General features: G+C 32.3%; 12 protein-coding genes. 8 read left to right on the top strand and 4 right to left on the bottom strand.

The window, feature by feature from the left end; all coding sequences use genetic code 11:
* Nucleotides 1–139 precede the first annotated feature (139 nt).
* Both ACRBBL_RS26660 and ACRBBL_RS26655 read right to left on the bottom strand, forming a co-directional pair.
* Nucleotides 140–619 (bottom strand): hypothetical protein, encoded by a 480-nt coding sequence (locus ACRBBL_RS26660; RefSeq protein WP_431372157.1) that lies wholly within the window; start codon nucleotides 617–619, stop codon nucleotides 140–142.
* Nucleotides 620–883: 264 nt separating this feature from the next.
* The gene (locus ACRBBL_RS26655; RefSeq protein ID WP_431372156.1) at nucleotides 884–2,296 is read right to left on the bottom strand and encodes a S1C family serine protease; all 1,413 of its coding nucleotides are present in this window, start codon (nucleotides 2,294–2,296) and stop codon (nucleotides 884–886) included.
* A 170-nt stretch (nucleotides 2,297–2,466) separates the two neighbouring features.
* Here ACRBBL_RS26655 and dapF point away from each other — a divergent pair, with 170 nt between their 5' ends.
* The 5 genes from dapF to ACRBBL_RS26630 all read left to right on the top strand — a co-directional run bounded on the left by dapF (nucleotide 2,467) and on the right by ACRBBL_RS26630 (nucleotide 6,000).
* On the top strand, nucleotides 2,467–3,246 hold the full coding sequence (gene dapF, locus ACRBBL_RS26650) for a diaminopimelate epimerase (RefSeq protein WP_431372155.1): 780 nt from the start codon (nucleotides 2,467–2,469) through the stop codon (nucleotides 3,244–3,246).
* Nucleotides 3,240–3,761, top strand: a complete 522-nt coding sequence (locus ACRBBL_RS26645; protein WP_431372154.1) for a GNAT family N-acetyltransferase — start codon at nucleotides 3,240–3,242, stop codon at nucleotides 3,759–3,761. Before dapF ends, ACRBBL_RS26645 begins: the two co-directional genes overlap by 7 nt.
* A complete protein-coding gene (locus ACRBBL_RS26640) occupies nucleotides 3,762–4,334 on the top strand; it encodes an endolytic transglycosylase MltG (protein WP_431372153.1) in 573 nt (190 codons plus the stop codon).
* Entirely contained in the window at nucleotides 4,335–5,246 is a 912-nt protein-coding gene (locus ACRBBL_RS26635) for a DUF2279 domain-containing protein (protein WP_431372152.1), read from the top strand.
* Nucleotides 5,247–5,355: 109 nt separating this feature from the next.
* Nucleotides 5,356–6,000 (top strand): hypothetical protein, encoded by a 645-nt coding sequence (locus ACRBBL_RS26630; RefSeq protein WP_431372151.1) that lies wholly within the window; start codon nucleotides 5,356–5,358, stop codon nucleotides 5,998–6,000.
* 211 nt (nucleotides 6,001–6,211) lie between these two features.
* On the opposite strand, the gene ACRBBL_RS26625 is transcribed toward ACRBBL_RS26630, so the two are convergent.
* Complete coding sequence (locus tag ACRBBL_RS26625; RefSeq protein WP_431372150.1) at nucleotides 6,212–6,538, bottom strand: D-Ala-D-Ala carboxypeptidase family metallohydrolase; 327 nt, start codon at nucleotides 6,536–6,538, stop codon at nucleotides 6,212–6,214.
* A 300-nt stretch (nucleotides 6,539–6,838) separates the two neighbouring features.
* Between ACRBBL_RS26625 and ACRBBL_RS26620 the strand changes: the two genes are divergently transcribed.
* Nucleotides 6,839–8,488 (top strand): T9SS type A sorting domain-containing protein, encoded by a 1,650-nt coding sequence (locus ACRBBL_RS26620; RefSeq protein ID WP_431372149.1) that lies wholly within the window; start codon nucleotides 6,839–6,841, stop codon nucleotides 8,486–8,488.
* A 425-nt stretch (nucleotides 8,489–8,913) separates the two neighbouring features.
* Nucleotides 8,914–10,392: a right-handed parallel beta-helix repeat-containing protein gene (locus ACRBBL_RS26615; RefSeq protein ID WP_431372148.1), complete on the top strand. Its 1,479-nt coding sequence runs from the start codon at nucleotides 8,914–8,916 to the stop codon at nucleotides 10,390–10,392.
* Nucleotides 10,393–10,549: 157 nt separating this feature from the next.
* Here ACRBBL_RS26615 and ACRBBL_RS26610 read toward each other — a convergent pair whose 3' ends face one another.
* Nucleotides 10,550–13,330, bottom strand: a complete 2,781-nt coding sequence (locus tag ACRBBL_RS26610; protein ID WP_431372147.1) for an ATP-binding protein — start codon at nucleotides 13,328–13,330, stop codon at nucleotides 10,550–10,552.
* Between the two features lie 861 nt (nucleotides 13,331–14,191).
* On the opposite strand from ACRBBL_RS26610, the gene ACRBBL_RS26605 reads away from it, so the two are divergent.
* Nucleotides 14,192–17,941: DUF4347 domain-containing protein (locus ACRBBL_RS26605; RefSeq protein WP_431372146.1), on the top strand; the 3,750-nt coding region annotated here is incomplete at its 3' end.

Here is a 17,941-nt window from a genome sequence, read left to right as displayed (position 1 = left end):
TTTTTCAACAAGTATTTGTGCAAAGTTTTTTTGATTACTATCAAACGTCTAAATTCTTCAAAGAACTTGATACTAAATAAACTATTAAAGCACTTTCATGATTGTGTAATTATGAAGGTGCTTTAATTTTAAATTATTTTTAAAGGATATCCATGTGTATTTCAAAAGCTTCAATTCTTAGAGATCTGCCTACTGTTCCAGCGATTTCATTGTTGCCTCTATATTCCATCCAACCAATATTTTCCACATGTACTCTGTATCGAACATTTCTTGCATAGTTAGCAGGGATGTCTATTCGAATAGCTTCTAAGCGTTTCTCCTCACCTATAGTGCCTATAACGTCACCATAACCTACCCAAGACAACCAACCTTTATCTTGAACATGTGCTTGCGCTCTAAAATTGTCAATAAATGCATTAGAGGTAAATCGTAAAGCTTCTAATCTTATAGCTTGACCTGTGGTACCAGTAGGGAAACCTAAACTGCTATAATCTGTCCAACCTATATTTTTAAGATGTGACTTGTACAAGAAATAGTTTCCGCCTAGCATATTTTTAGCTGTTTTACTATTGCTAGAGCTTCTTTTTTTTGATGCTGACGAAAGTTTTTTGCCAGTCATTTTCGAGTTTTTTTTATTTTTTTTCATTTGACAAATGTAGAGGCTTGTCAGAAAAATCGTAAAAGGTATTTAACTGTAAAATTGTAAATAAAAACCCTTTTTTGACGGGTTTATATACTGAAAAAGAATTTAAAACTCCGTGTAAAGTAAATTTGCAGGTTACATAAAACGTTTAAAGAATAACGTTACAGCATATAAAATCATAAAAAAAGCGAGGCACGTTATAAGTGTCTCGCTTTTCCAACATATATAGATGGCACTTTTTTATCGAAAGATAAAACGCTCGTATTGTCCTTCTAGATTTTTGAATGCTAAGATGCGAATTTGATCTTCTCCATATTTGTCGAGAAATTCTTTTAAAACTTTCGCAGATTGCACTTTTTTTCCATTTACTTCTATCAAAATATATCCTGGTGCAATTCCCAGTTCTTCAAGTAATTGTTGATTGTTATTAGCAGCAACTTTTAAACCGTAACCTAATTTATTTTCTTTGCTTAAATTTTCCAATCGCATATCCATCATTTTTACAGATGTGACAGACTTTTCTTTTATCAAGGTTACAGGAAGTGTTTCAAAATTTTCGTCTCTTAATACAGTTACGTTTACAACATCTCCCGGACGTTTAGAACTTAAGTAACCTGATAAGTCCGCAAAACTCGAAATCTTTACTTCATCTATCTTTTTAATAATATCTCCTTTTATAATTCCGGCTTTAGAAGCACCAGAATCATCAAATACTTTTCCAACATAAAAACCTTCTGTTTCAGCAATCTCAAGTCTTTCTGCAACTACAGAGTTTAATGATCCACCAGTAACACCAAGCAATCCTTTTTGTACATCGCCAAACTCTAATAAGTCCGCTACAATTTTCTGCGCTATATTACTCGGTACTGCAAATGAATATCCAATATAAGAACCAGTTTGAGAAGTAATTGCTGTGTTGATTCCAATCAATTCACCATTTGTATTCACCAAAGCGCCACCAGAATTCCCTGGATTTACCGCAGCATCTGTTTGAATAAATGACTGACTCAAATTATCACCTTCGTTCAAATCTCTTCCTTTAGCACTAATAATTCCAGCAGTAACGGTTGAAGTTAAATTAAAAGGGTTTCCAACAGCTAAAACCCATTCGCCAATTTTGGCATTATCAGAATTTCCAAAAGAAATATATGGTAACTCTTCGTCTGCTTCAATTTTTAACAAAGCAATATCCATTTTCGGATCAGTTCCTATAAGTTTAGCAACGTAATTTTTGTTATTATTTAAGGTAACTTGAATTTCATTAGAACCTTCAATAACATGATTGTTTGTCACAATATGTCCATCTGGCGTAATAATCACACCAGAACCAGTTCCAATTTGTGTTTGTTGTCTTCCTGTACCATTATATATATCAAAAATACTTCTTGGAGCAATTTTGGTTATTTTATTTTTAACGTGTACTACAGAATGAACTGTTTTTTCAGCAGCAACTGTAAAGTCAATATTAGCCGCAGCAGCATTTGTTGTTTTAGGTGTTGTGTTATTTACAAAATTCGTTGGAATGTATGATGTTTGTTCAAGTACTGAAGTCTTTTCAACTTTTTCAGGGGATTCCGAAAAAACCTTATAAGCTCCAATACTAATAACGCCTGCTAAAACAGAAACGAATAGTAAACTTGCAAATTTTTTCATATTTAGTTATTTAATTTATTAATTTTTGTGATTATTTATAATGTCTTTGTCTTCTTTTAACACTTAAAATTACATATTTATTGTAGTCACATTTTAACTTTAACTACACTTTAACATCGCTCAAATAATCAATACTTTATTTGTACTTTTGTCACTAGCAAATAGAATAAATGACACTATCTTTTTACAAATATCAAGGAACAGGAAACGATTTCGTGCTTATTGATAACAGACAGGATATATTTCCCAAGAATGATACCAAACTTGTACACCATTTGTGTGATCGAAAATTTGGTGTCGGCGCAGATGGCTTAATTCTTTTAGAAAATGATGCAGCCCACGATTTTAAAATGGTTTATTATAATTCTGATGGAAATGAAAGTTCCATGTGTGGGAATGGTGGACGTTGTATTGTAGCTTTCGCGAATTTTCTCGGAGTCATTCAACAAGAAACTACTTTTATTGCCATAGATGGGAAACATTATGCAACGATTGATGGCGATCAGGTTCATTTGCAAATGCAAGATGTTGCCAACATTGAAAATCATGATGAGTATGTGTTTTTGGATACAGGTTCACCGCATCATGTAACTTTCAAAGAAGGAATTGAAAAATTTGACATCAAAAAGGAAGGTGCTGCCATTCGTTATGGAGCGCCATATTATGAAGAAGGTTCTAATGTAAATTTTGTCAAGAAGATTTCAAATACAGAATTTAGAGTACGTACCTATGAAAGAGGTGTAGAAGATGAAACACTTTCATGTGGAACTGGTGTAACTGCAGTAGCATTGGCAATGCATCATTTGAAGGAAACCAATGCAAGCGAAGTTGTATTGCAAGTAGAAGGAGGAACTTTGAAGGTGTCTTTTGAACGCGATCAAACTTCCTATAAAAACATCTTCCTTAAAGGAAAAGCAACACAAGTATTTAAAGGAGAAATTTCATGCTAACACTCACAGGCGAAAAACTATATTTACGCGCATTAGAACCTGAAGATTTAGATTTTATCTACGAAATAGAAAATAATGAATCTATCTGGGAAATAAGCGCAACGCAAACTCCATATTCACGATTTTTAATCAAGCAATATTTGGAAAATGCACATCAGGATATATATGAAGCTAAGCAATTGCGCTTAGTTATGGTGGGAAATAAAAAAGAAAACATTGGTTTGATTGATCTTTTTGAATTTGATCCAAAAAACAAACGTGTCGGTGTTGGTTTATTAATCGCAAAAAATGAATTTAGACACAAGGGTTACGGTAAAGAAGCCTTGCAATTAGTGTGTAAATACGCATTCAAGCATTTGCATGTACATCAACTATTTGCAAATATTGCAGAAGATAATGAAGCAAGCATCAAACTTTTTGAAAGTTTAGATTTTCAACAAATCGGAATCAAAAAAGATTGGACATTTGTCAATGGCGAATTTAAAAACGAAATCCTATATCAAAAACTCAGCTAAATGTACTTACGTAAAATATTGATTGGAATTTTGATTCTGGGAATCTTTGGAGGTTGTTATTTTATATACAACATTACACAAACAATCTTTAAGCCAATCACTGCTTTCAATAATGAAGAAGCATATATATACATTCCGTCGGATGCTGATTTCGAATATGTCAAAGAAGAATTAGAACCGCTATTAACAGATATGGATGCTTTTTCTACCTTGGCAAAAAAACTCGGGTATACTAAACGCATAAAAGGAGGGAAGTATATCATCCGTAAAGGAATGAACAGTAATGAACTTGTAAAAACGTTGTTGAATAGAAGTGTGTATGTGCGTGTTATAATTCCTGAAAACAAAACTCATAGAGAATTGGCAAAAATAATTTCGGATCAAATAGAAGCTACTGAATCTGATGTATATAAAATATTTACAGAAACTATAAATATGGAAGACGTTAAAGTTTATAATATGAGTTTTGAATCGTTTCTCATTCCAGGAACTTATAAAATGCCTTGGAGTACATCTGCAATAGCATTCAGAGATTTTATGATTAAAAATAATCAAAACCAAAATCAGCAATAGTTGAAAAACATACTTTTAAGACTCCTCTTTATTATCTGCATAGCACACACTGTGACTGCACAACTCACACCACCTGATTTTTTTAAAGCTTCAGATACGTTACATAAACCAAGACGAAATTTTGTAGCCATTACCGAAGCTTCACTAGCTACTGCAACGTTGGTTGGTTTGGACAGAATTTGGTATGCAGATTTTAAACGTTCTTCTTTTCATTTTATAAATGACAATAACGAATGGTTGCAGATGGACAAGGCTGGTCATGTATTAACCTCGTATTACGTTGGAAACATTGGTGCTAAAGTACTTAGGTGGAGCGGAGTTTCTAAAGAAAATCAATTGATTTTTGGAGCAACGCTCGGATTTGGCTTTTTAACTGCTGTAGAGGTTATGGATGGTTTTTCTGCTGAATGGGGAGCTTCTTGGGGAGATGTACTCGCAAATGGACTTGGAACAGGCTTATACGTCGGACAAGAATTATTATGGAATGAACAACGTATCAAATTAAAGTATTCTTTTCATCGAACACGTTTTGCTGAAATTCGCCCAAATAAACTTGGAAGTGGTTTTTTAGAAGAAACACTAAAAGATTACAACGGACAAACATATTGGCTGAGTGCTAACGTACATTCATTCTTCAAACAAAGCAAAATTCCGCGATGGTTCAATGTTGCTTTTGGTTACGGAGCCGAAGGATTAATTGCTGGAACTATAGAAACGCAACGCGAACTTTTGCCAAATCAGCAACGATATAGACAATTTTACCTCAGTATTGACATTGATTTAACAAAAATAGAGACAAAATCGAAGTTTCTAAATAGTATCTTTAGTGTTATAAATTTCATTAAAATTCCTGCTCCAACTTTGGAAATCAATAGTTTAGGTAAAATGAAATTCCATCCAATCTACTTTTAAGATAATTTTAACATAAAAACCTTTTTATTAAAAAATAATGTGTATATTTGCACGCTGAAATTTTAAGCTTAATTGTTGTAATTAGTAAGTCTTAAAGAAATCAATTTTTATGGGAAAAAGAGCAATAAAATTCTCAATTTTAATAGCTATTTTAACATTTGTAAGTTTAGGTTTCACTTCGAAAAAAGAAGCCAACGTTCTTAAAAATAATATTGAAAATCATAAAATGTCATCTGAACTGTTTACAGTAAACCCCATAGATGACAGCTACTTCCAAGAAGCACCAATTCCGTTTACAGGACAAAGATATTTGGGTTTTAAAGAAGCAGTAGCATTTAAAGAATCTCAGGGAAATTACTTTGTGGTAAATACCTTAGGTTATCTCGGAAAGTATCAATTTGGAAAAGGAACTCTAGAAATGATCGGAATATATAATCCGCAAGCATTCTTAAAAAATCCAAAATTACAAGAGAAAGCCTTTGAAGCAAATGCCTCAAGAAACAAGTGGATTCTTAGAAAAGACATCAAGCGCTCAGTTGGAAAGAGAATCAACGGTGTAGTTGTGACAGAATCAGGGATTTTGGCAGCAGCACATCTAGCAGGACCAGGAAGCGTGAAGAAGTATTTGAGAAGCGCAGGTAAACAAGGATTTGCCGACGCGTATGGTTCAACAGTGAAATATTATATGAAGCGATTTGCTGGATATGATGTTTCATCTATTAAAGCCAACAAAAAAGCAAAAGCAAGAGTGTAACAACTCGAAAATTTGGTTAACATTGAAAAAAACCTCAGTATGGAAACATGCTGAGGGAATTTTGAAAACTACTTAAAAATCAGTGATTTGTGATTTGTAAGAGTCTGAAAAACTATCAAAAACTATCAAAAACGGTGCTCCTAATAGGAAAGATTAATCTACTCGAATTAAACATTTTTTAATGTTACAATTTTAACTAATATAACTAAATTTAAGCAAATGGATTCACTTCAGGTGGTTTTCCTGAAGGATATTCCCATGCAACAAATAGACTTTTATTTTCGTCTACGTCAAGATGAACAAATGTACGTCCTACTCCAATTCTTTTTATTCCCAAATTTCTCGCTTCTTCAATAATTTGATTTCGGATAAACTTCGATGATGTTCCTATGTCAACAGCTTTGCAAGTTGGAATTTTATGAGACGACCTAGAAGCTCCACCAACTTTACGGTTATGAGAATCGCTTCTTGCGCCTGAATTTATCCAATTGAATATTGGATAACCTATATGCTTGCTTAATGCATCTAAAGTCATCATTAAACGTCTATCTAAAAAAAATATTCCAGTGTTAATATGACAGTCTGTGAAGTAGCCGAAATGTATATTTTTGAAAATCTTTTACTTTAATACTTTATTATTTGCAAATTTATTAAGAGCAAATCTTAAATGTCTTTTTCTTTTCAGTGGTTTTATTTTCCAATTTCATAAGATCTGTTTATTGGTGATAATACTTGTAAAAATTAAAAAAGAACATAAAACTCTTAAAAAAGGATATTCTTAATTTTTTTAACCTTTATTATTGTTATAACCAAATTTTAACGCAATAAACAATAAGTTATGAAAAATAAGATCTTAACCTTACTTACTATTTTCTTAACATTAAATTCAGTTTCTTTTGCAACAGACTATCACATTGGTCCAGGACAACCGTTAACCAACATTTACGAAGCACCTTGGAATGCGTTACAAGCTGGAGATAGAATTTACATTCATTGGCGTAGTACACCTTATTTTGAAAAATGGGTTATAAATGCGCAAGGAACGGCACTAAATAGAATAGAAATTATTGGTGTGAGTGGTCCAAATGGAGAAAAACCTATCATTGATGGAAACGGAGCCACAACTCCCACATATCTTAATTATTGGAATGAAAACAGAGGTCTCATCAAAATAGGAGGTTCTAATACACCTTCTGATGATTTGCCAAGCTATATTACAATTGAAAATTTAGAGCTAAGATCAGTACGACCAGCTTATAATTTTACAACAGACAATGGTCAAACAGACACATATTCTAGCAACGCGGCTTCTATTTATATTGAAAAAGGGGAACATATTATTATTAAAGACTGTATTATCCACGATTCTGGCAATGGTATTTTTATCGGAGCCAATGGAGGGCAAACAAAAGATATTCTTATTACAAAGAATTACATTTATGATAATGGCATTGTTGGAAGTATTTTTCATCATAATACCTACACAGAAGCTTTAGGTATCATTTATGAATACAACCGATTTGGGCCATTAAGAACAGGCACACTAGGTAATAACCTTAAAGATAGATCTGCAGGACTTGTGGTTAGATATAATTGGATTGAAAGTGGAAATCGTCAGTTAGACCTTGTTGATGCAGGAACATCAGCTTTGTATAACGATACTTCTTACGCTTCTACCTATGTGTATGGAAATATCCTTATAGAACCTGATGGAGCAGGAAACTCTCAAATATTACATTATGGTGGAGATTCAGGTACTACGTCTCAATATAGAAAGGGGAATCTCTATTTCTATAATAATACAGTGATTTCTACCCGAAATTCGAATACTACTTTAGCGCGTCTTTCAACTCAAGATGAAATAATGAACGCATTTAATAATATTATTTACTGCACCAGTATTGGAAGTTCTTTGGCAATGATTAATGGTGATGGCACCATAAATATGGAGTATAATTGGATTAAAACAAATTGGGTAAATGCTCACAGTGGATCAGGAACAGTAAACGATTTAGGCAATAATTTAAATGGAATTGATCCACTTTTTGTAGATTTTATAAATCAAGATTTCAACTTACAAGAAGGTTCCCCTTTAATTGACGCTGGAACTGTAATTCCTGCAATTCATCTACCTGATCATAATTTATTAAATGAATATGTAGTACATACAAATAGCAGCGCAAAACAAGTAGAGAATTCCTTGGATATTGGAGCATTTGAAAAAAAAGCTACTTTACATGTAACTGACTTTTCTCAAGAGAGAATTGTAGTATATCCGAATCCAGTATCAGAGACAATTCATATAAAAAATAATACTTCTAATCTCATAGACGAAGTTTTATTATATACTTCAGATGGTAAATCTATTAAGGTAAGTTATTCAAATAATAGGATAGATGTAAGCCATGTTGAAGTTGGGGTGTACTTTTTAAAAATTTATTTGCAGAATTCAAATAGATACCAGTTTAAGAAAATAGTTATTGAATAATGCATTATTGCTTAGAGTAATTTGAATTTTCTATAATTATACTCATAACTAAAATATTTTTTATGAAAGATTATTTATGAAAAAAACTATTATTATCTGCTTTACTATTTTTTATATCATTATGGATTCACTCGCAGACCTTACACTTTTCGGATATTACTTCTGGACCTAGTAGTGGTAATTCTGATTCTGTAAACTCACTACAATCTTCTGACCATCGTAGTATTGTAACTGTATGGGGCAATAGTTTAGGAACATTTCAAAATACATTAATTAATAATATTGACTTAAGAGGTTGCAAAACAGGTGTTTATGCCTTGCTGATTAAAGCAGGTGATAATAGTGAAAAATCAATCAAAATTATAAAAAACTAATTAAAATTTTTTGCCTGCAAATTTTACACTTAATTAATCATTACAGATATTATGAAATTATTTTGCACTCTTTTAATTGTTTTTTTATGTCAAGTTAGACTAAACGCACAAATTATTACTATTGGGGATACAGGTGATTATCCAACTTTAAATGCTGTTGAAGATTTTGTATCTCCCGGAGATACACTAATGCTACAATCTCAAACATTTACAGGCTTTCAATCTTGGTTTGATATTAGTGGAACACCATCCGCCCCAATTGTTATTATGGCAGAAGTAGAACATCAAACTTTTTTTACTGGAGGAGCTACTGCTATTTATCTCCATAACTGCTCTAATATTGAAATTAATGGTCTAGTTATTGAAGGACAAACCGTTAACGGTATTAACATAGATGATGGGGGTAATTATTCTACACCCGCTTTAAATATTACAATTCGTAATTGTATATTCAGAGATTTTTCTGCGCGGAATATGCTTAAAATGTCAGGGATAGATAATTTTTTAATAGAAGATTGTGAGTTTATGAATACCTCACTTGATTTTTATAGTGATGCCGGTATTGATTTTGTAGGCTGTCATCACGGTACAGTACAAGACAATTATTTTGATAGTAGTGGCGGTGTTGGAATAGTGTGTAAGGGTGGTTCTCAATTTATAACAATCAGAAGAAATTTCATAAAAAATAATACTAAAAGAGCAATAAATATTGGTGGGGGAACTGGATTCCAGTTTTTTAGGCCACCTTTACCTGACCCTATTGTTGATGCTTTTGAAGCTGCCGATATAGAGGTGTACTCAAATGTTTTTGTAGGGTCTTTTTCTCAAGTTTCTTTTGAGACTAGTGTAAGAAGTAAGGTGTACAACAATACATTTTATAATCCGAGTGTTTGGGTTATTAGAATTTTAGGAAAACCTAATACTAGCTTTTTAGAATGTGCTGATAATGAATTCATAAATAATATTGTGTATTTAGAAAATGATCTTACAGAAGTAAATATAGGACCTAATACCCAACCCCAAACATTTACCTTTAGTAACAATTTATGGTATAATGCAAGTGATGCTAACTGGACACCTATTTTACCTGTAACGGATACTAATCAAATTATTGCAGCCCCAATATTTGAAGATTTGCAAAATGAAAACTTCAGAGTAAACCATATCAGTCCTGCAATTGGAAATGGACTTGCAGTTTCGGAACCAATACTTGATTTTGATGAGAATCCTTTTAATACTTCTAGAAGCATTGGGGCATTTGAAAACCGATCTACTTTATCAACTTCTGACTTTTCTCAAGAGAGAATTGTAGTATATCCGAATCCAGTTTCTGAGACAATTCATATAGAAAATAATACTTCTAATCTCATAGATAAAGTTTCATTGTATACGATAGATGGTAAACAGATAAAGGTCAATTATTCAGATGGTGTAGTAGATGTAAGTCAAATTAGTGCAGGGATGTATTTTTTTAAAATTTATGTAAAAAATTCAAGCCAATCTCATATTAAGAAAATTGTCAAACAATAAGTTATTAGAAACCTATGTGATTAAGGTTTTCATAGAAATAGTCATTATATAAGTGTGACTTTTAAATGAAGCTTTTTCTTTTAATTTAAAATACATAAATACTTTCCAAAAATATCAAAGCTCTCATGAAATACATGAGAGCTTTTTTGATTAACATTTACGAACGATCATCTTTTGCAAGATAACTTTTAGTATACTTCTTATGCATTTCTCCCACCTTAATACCAAATCGTTCTTCGAAAACCTTATAAAAGTAAGGACGACTATTCATACCAATAGCAGCCATGATTTCTCCTATGGTCTTATAATGTCCATTCATAATAAACTCGTAGGCTTTTAGAAGTCGAATTTCCAGCACAACTTTATTAGGATTTAAATTTGTATGTCCATTTAATATAGTTGTAAATTGTTTTTGACTATATCCCGTATGTTGTGCAATATCACTTATTTTCAACTTTTCGTTTTCTAAATTTTCTAAAATATATGAGTTTACTTTTTGCAGAAACGTTGAAATAGTGTCATTTTTTAGAATAGTAGCTGTTTCTTGAGTAGAAGTTACCTCTCTTACATTACTTTTAATACCAATGAATGTTTGAATTAGTGATTTTAATTCATGTTCAGTAAATGGTTTTCTTAAAAATCTAAACAAATCATCTTTATATAAATGGTCTAGTTGATTTTCTATATCAGAGGCGCTAATTAGAATAAAAGGAATGTTAGCAGTTTTTGGTTTTTCTTTCAATATAGATTGAAGCTCAAGCCCATCCATAATAGGCATTTTATAATCTGAAATGATGAGTTCATAATTGTTTTTTTGAATTAAATCATATGCTTGTTCTCCATCATAAGCAAAATCACAATAATAATCTATTGCGAAAATATGATTCAGATAATTGATCATTTCCAATTGATTTTCAACAATTAGAATTTTTACAACATCAGAATTTAGGACTTCATGAGTTTCTTTTTCAAAGAAATTAATTTCAAAATTTTCACGGGTTGCTTCCGCTACTGAGATAGTAGTTGTAGGTATTTTTATAGAAAAAGTGGCTCCTTCATCAGTTTCACTATCTACATGAATTGTTCCTTTCCATGATGCTACAATATTCTTGACTAAAAATAATCCAATCCCAAATCCATTACCTTCATTTTGTTTTGCTTGATAAAATCGTTTAAAAATTTCTGTATGCAATGTTTTATCAATACCAATTCCTTCATCTTTTACCTGAATCATGATATGATTTTCAAGAACTAAGAAGGTTACATAAATAGTTCTTTCAACTTTAGAAAATTTGATGGCATTTGTTAATAAATTATTAAGCACTTTATTTAGCTTTGAATAATCGAATAGTAACTGATACTCAGGTTTTACATTGGTAATAAGCTTTATCTTTAACCCTTTTAGAGAACAGCTGTACTCAAATTTTTGAATTTCTGTATGTAAAAAACTAAATACATTTTGATCAGTTAAATGATCTTTTAATAATATTTCTGTATTATCTAATTTTATAAAAGTCAACAAGTCTTCAAGTGTGGTTAGTAACTTATTATTTATTCCCAAAGAAATATCAATATAGTCTGCAATTTTTTTAGGTTTTAAAGTATTGGTTTTGATAAGATCTAAATACCCAATATTCACACTTACAGGCGTTTTAAACTCATGTGTTATATTTTCAATATATTGTGTTTTAAGCTTATTAATTTCAGAATTTTTCTCAAGTATCAAACGTTTCTTTTCTTGCCTCCTTTTATATCTATATAATAATATTGAAAAGATGATGATGATAGTTAGGGAACCAATAAATAATTGAAAGTTATATGCTTTTTTATTATTAGAAATAATAACTTTTTGAAGCTCTTTTTCTGCTTTCAGTTTATTTATTTTTGCATTCTTTTTTAATTCATAATTAAAAATAGCTACTTTTTTTTCAGCTACTTTTTTTTCTTGAATTTTATATTCTTCAATGTAGTCATTCAAATAAGTAATAGCTAAACTATCATTGCCAAGTGCTTGATGTATTTTTGATGCATTTGATAAAAATATACCGAGACGATGTAAATTGTATTTTGATAAAGGATTAGGAACTTTATTTAAATTTGTTAATGCAGCATTGAAATCTTTTTTATGATAATAAATAGTTGCAAGCTTGTTGTAAAAAGAATAAGAATCTTTGATAGCATGTTTGTTTTTTTCTATGAAGTATAAAGATGAGTCATATTTTTTCAGGTTTAAATAGGCATCAGAAACTGTAAAATAATAATAACCCCTGAAACTAAAATTTGAAGTTATACTATCCTGAAATTGTGTAAGTACAGAAAGAGCTTCTCTAAATTTACCTTTGTTATTTAATAAATAATAGTCATTAATACTTATTCTTACTTTATTTTCTATTGATGTTGAGTCAATGCTATTATGTAATTCCCTTTGGATAGCTTCAAGCATGTCAAACTGACGTGTAGATGAGTAAAATTTGCCTAAACTAATTAGTGAAGACTGTTTTAGATTTATATCTTCTGCTGCTTCAGCAAACTCAATAGATTTGTTTATAAAAGCTATGTAATTTTCATAATCAAAGGTTTTTAATGATAGTTTAGCTCGACTTTTCGCAGCTCTAGCCAATAAAGGTTTATTCTCAACATTAGTTAATATATAATCTAAATAATGCCTTACAGAGTCATACTTACTTTCTCTTCTGTAAATAGCTTGTAAGTCATACATGATGAACCCCTTAACATATTTAACATATTGATGATTAGTATCTAGACATTTATTTGCAGAATTTAATAGTTTTAATAGTTGATTTTTATAAGAATTAGGTTCGTTTTTATACATTTTATCACGTAAGTTCAAGTGTATATCTACAATAGAGTCTATACATGATTTTCCATGAGTAACATTTTCTCTTTGGGAGTTTTGGCTATAATTAATACTGATCATAAAAAAAAATATTAGATAAATGAAGTGCTTTTTTTTATAAATTTTCATAAGCTCAGGTAAATACATTAATAATAGATTTGCCCTATAGATGTCTTCAGAAGTATAAATTAATAAGTATAGATCATTAGTTATTAATGAAAAAAACGATTTCTTAGAGAAATTAGGGGAATGAAAGTTAAAAAAAAGTAGATGTTTAACTTACTAAAGTCGACATAGTGTAGATAAAATTAACATTTGTACGTCTAGTCTTGCATAAAAAGATGACTAGTATTACTAAACATGCATAATTACTAGATTATAATCCAAATTTGAAAGACGGATACCAATATTTTCTAAATTCTACCTATCTGAAGATAGCACATTACACTTAATAATAAGTTTCACAGATGAATAACATCTTCGTTGTTATAAAATAAAACGTGAAACGATGGCTAAAGTATTTGCACTACTGTTTGTTTTATGACATTAAAACGGAAAAAACAATCTTTTTATCGATTTTTTAAGGGGGGGCTGAAATGAGAATAAAAACTTCCAAAAAAAGAATACTGCTTCAAAAAGGCATTGATAGCTTTGAGTTATAATCAGAATAACATAAAACGCTAGTCCTATTATGATTCCCCTTTTCTTAGACTATTCAAAACATTTTTTTTAAAATTTTCACAAGCCATAAAAAGTAGTGCAAAAATAAGAAATATAAATCGTGAATCAAAAATTTACGCTTACAAGAAGTTTATAAAAGTAATTCCATAAATACTTAAAACTGTAAAATATTTCATGGTAATCACTTTCTAAATTTTTAGAAGATATCTACTAGCATACACGTGCCTTAAATATAACAATACAATACTAAACAATGCGCTTATGAAATTACAAATACATATTAAAAACATAACCAATATAGAGAAACACTATAAAACTATTATATATATCATGTGTTTTCTTTTTTCAAGCACTTTGTTTTCACAACAGGAACTCATCCTTCAAAGTGATAATTCAAATGAAGAAAAACGTTTCACTTTTGATAATGCAAATAAAACAACAAATTTACCATTACTGTATGTAGATAAGAACGTATTCCAATCTAATTTTTTAAAAGAAGTTGTGGAATTATCTAATCCAAGCAAAGAAGAATACAATCTTTTTACACATGGCCGATCTGGCGAACTTTTTATCAATGATAAATGGTTGCAAAAAGAAGAAATTGCAGTATTTGTACGACAACAACTAACAACCAACAACCAACAAGTAACAACTCTAAACATTTATGGTTGTGAGTTTGCCAAAGGAGAAAAAGGAAAAGAAGCTGTAAAATATCTCGAAAATAAATTAGGTCTTTCTATTGCCGCTTCTACCAATATTACTGGAGTTGATGGTGACTGGATATTGGAAGTAGGAAATCATAGAAAGCTGGAATTCCATGATTACAAATACAATCTTCAGGATACCGATGGTGATGGTGTACCAGATAGTGTTGATATTGACGATGACAACGATGGAATTTTAGATACAGTTGAAAACACTATCTTGTCGTTATTCGAAAATAGTAACTTTAATATACCTCCGAGTTATGAAAACCCTTACACATCAGCTATATCAGGTTTTGTTCCAAGCCCATGGAGTTCTATAGTCACTCCAGATATTTCTACAGACACTGAAATTGATTTTAATGGTGTTACTTTCAACAGAACAACATTGACGCCAACCTTTAATTCTTCCCCCTCAGGAGGTTCGTTTATTGGTTTTAGATCTGCAATTAACGTTACTGGTGGAGGCGTTCCATTAAGAACGCATGAAGGAATTACTAGTGCAATAACTATTTCAGATGCTAGCGAGGAAATGACACTCTCACTTTACTATACAGAATATACTCAACCAGGAAATGCATCGGACCCTATAAAGAATGAAATAAGAATTAACAGCACCTCTTTTAATAATGGTACCTTGTTATATGATATACCTACGCTCGCCGATTCTGGAGGTGTTGAGGGTACATGGGAAATCCGTACAACTACTTTCATCCCTCAGGATTATGGCATAGTCGATGGGCAAATAGTTGATTTTTATATTGGAGCTAATGATCATGTTTCAACTTTTCCTCCACTTACCGTTTTGTTTTCTAATACTTGGATTTTTGTTGATGATATTTTTATCAATGAAACAGCTCTTGGAGATTTAGATAAAGACACCATAGAATCTAGTTTAGATTTAGACGCTGACAACGACGGTATAGCAGATATTTATGAGCATGGTAACTCCACAGTAGCAAGCTATGACACCAATGGTAATGGTACCATAGAACTCAGTGAAGGTTTTGTAGATAATGGGTCTTTGGCAAACTCAAATGCAGGCAACGGACTGGACGATCGTATCGAAAACTTGATTGGCACTGCTGATACTGGGGTTACTCCCGTAAACAGTTTCAATGCAGGTTCTGGTACTAGCGCAGACTTTTTAAACTTAGACTCAGATGATGATGGTATACCAGATGCTATAGAGGCCAGAGCCACTACAGATTATATTTCTTACCCAGCCACCATTGACGATGCTGCCGATAGTGATGATGATGGAATTCTAGACATTTTTGACGATACTGTAGGATTTGGATCTACACTAGTAGGCTTTAAAACAGGACTCAGAACACCTAATGCAGATGGAAATGACACAGCGGACACCATACCAGACTACTTAGATTTAGATGCGGATGGTGATGGTAATACGGATGCGGATGAATCCAATTTAACAATTATTAGTGGCGTTGCCTATGAAGACCCAGATGGAAACATTAACAACCCTTTAAGTAATGTAGATGGTTCTATTTTGATGGAAAATACAGACTTGGACAGTTCAGATGTGGATTTTAGATCCGTAGATGATACCGATGGCGATGGTTTAGCCGATACAATAGATATAGATGATGATAACGATGGAATTTTAGACACACAAGAATTGTGTAACAATTCAGGAACTCCTTTCGCAAACTCTATTATTACAGTTGAATTTGATTTCGATGGTTGGTCTGAAGAAATTTCTTGGTCATTGACGGGTCCTGCTGGAGCTACAGGATTACCTACTAACATTTCTTATGGAGGAAATCTAAGAACAGCTTCACAAGATTATACAGCTACAGTAGCAGGAACTTATGTTTTAACTGTAAACGATTCCTTTGGTGATGGTATGTCAGACAACTCAAACGGCGAGGATACAGCTTCAGGAGCTATTTCATTTATCAGAGTTTTGGTTGATGGTGTTGAAGTATACGATACTCTCGATCTTTTTGGAAACTACCACAATTTTGGGACTACCATTAACACTGGTTCAAGTATTGTTATATCTACAAAAACATTCTCATGTGTGAATGCTGACCCTTCGGGAGATGATGACGGGGATGGTACTCCTAACTATCAAGATGCTGATTTTGTAACAGGAGTTGTTGGTGATACTTTAAATGCTAGTGGAACTTGGTCCAGCTTAGATCAAGATGGAGATGGTGTACCAGATCACCTAGACCTAGACTCCGATAACGACGGAATTGCTGATATATATGAAGCAGGTAATACTATCGTAGCTGGATACGATACCAATGGCAATGGAACCATAGAACCTAGTGAAAGCTATGTAGACGATGGATCTCTGGCAAACTCAACGGCAGGAAATGGTTTGGACGATCGTATTGAAAACCTTATCGGTATAACAGATGCCGGAGTCACTCCAGTAGATAGTTTTGACACTGCTGCTGATAGTCTTGCAGATTTTTTAGACTTAGATAGTGACGATGATGGTATTCCCGATGCCATAGAAGCTAGAGCCACCACAGATTATATTGCCTATCCTACCACCATTGACGATTCAGCCGATAGCGATGACGATGGAATCCTAGACATCTTTGATGATACCGTAGGTTTTGGATCTACCCTAGCAGACTTTAAAACTGGGCTAAGAATTCCCAATGCCGACACCAGTGATACGACAGATACCATTCCTGATTATCTAGATTTAGATTCCGATGGAGATGGTCTAACAGATACAGATGAATCTAACTTAACCACGATTAGTGGCGTATCGTATGCAGACCCAGATGGAAACATCAACGATCCCTTAAATGATACAGACGGTTCTATTTTGATGGAAAATACAGATTTGAACAACTCTGATGTAGATTTTAGATCGTTAGACATTGCGAATGTAATCATTAGTCAGGTCTATGAAAATGGAGGAAACACAGTCATAGAACTTACGAATCTTTCTGGTACTACCATAACAGCAGGGAATATCAATTTAGTATTCTTCTCTAATACCTCAGGAGATCAGACAGGAGTAATTCCAACAGCAACGTATACCGTGGTAGGAGCATTAGCACCCAACCAATCTGTACTGATAGAAAGTTCGGGCTTTACAGGAGCCAACATCAACAACTCTCCAATAAGAGAGATAAATGCAGGAGTTACAGGTTTTTCAGGAGGAGACGATCTCATTGTTCTATCCAGTACTACTAACAACACCGCTTGGGCAAATCGAATAGATGTAGTAGAAAATATAACAAATACGTCCTCTATAGTACGTAATGATGATATAATCACATCAAATACAACATTTACTACTTCCGAGTGGACA

Source organism: Kordia sp. (assembly GCF_050633145.1).
Classification (GTDB): domain Bacteria; phylum Bacteroidota; class Bacteroidia; order Flavobacteriales; family Flavobacteriaceae; genus Kordia.
This window is presented reverse-complemented; position numbering and strand designations above follow the sequence as displayed.

Bases quoted from the DNA above. Each gene is read 5' to 3' on its own strand.
- ACRBBL_RS26610 (WP_431372147.1), bottom strand. From the start codon at position 13,330: ATGATCAGTATTAATTATAGCCAAAACTCCCAAAGAGAAAATGTTACT.
- ACRBBL_RS26660 (WP_431372157.1), bottom strand. From the start codon at position 619: ATGACTGGCAAAAAACTTTCGTCAGCATCAAAAAAAAGAAGCTCTAGC.
- ACRBBL_RS26655 (WP_431372156.1), bottom strand. From the start codon at position 2,296: ATGAAAAAATTTGCAAGTTTACTATTCGTTTCTGTTTTAGCAGGCGTT.
- ACRBBL_RS26615 (WP_431372148.1), top strand. From the start codon at position 8,914: ATGAAATTATTTTGCACTCTTTTAATTGTTTTTTTATGTCAAGTTAGA.
- ACRBBL_RS26645 (WP_431372154.1), top strand. From the start codon at position 3,240: ATGCTAACACTCACAGGCGAAAAACTATATTTACGCGCATTAGAACCT.
- ACRBBL_RS26625 (WP_431372150.1), bottom strand. From the start codon at position 6,538: ATGATGACTTTAGATGCATTAAGCAAGCATATAGGTTATCCAATATTC.
- ACRBBL_RS26640 (WP_431372153.1), top strand. From the start codon at position 3,762: ATGTACTTACGTAAAATATTGATTGGAATTTTGATTCTGGGAATCTTT.
- dapF (WP_431372155.1), top strand. From the start codon at position 2,467: ATGACACTATCTTTTTACAAATATCAAGGAACAGGAAACGATTTCGTG.
- ACRBBL_RS26630 (WP_431372151.1), top strand. From the start codon at position 5,356: ATGGGAAAAAGAGCAATAAAATTCTCAATTTTAATAGCTATTTTAACA.
- ACRBBL_RS26620 (WP_431372149.1), top strand. From the start codon at position 6,839: ATGAAAAATAAGATCTTAACCTTACTTACTATTTTCTTAACATTAAAT.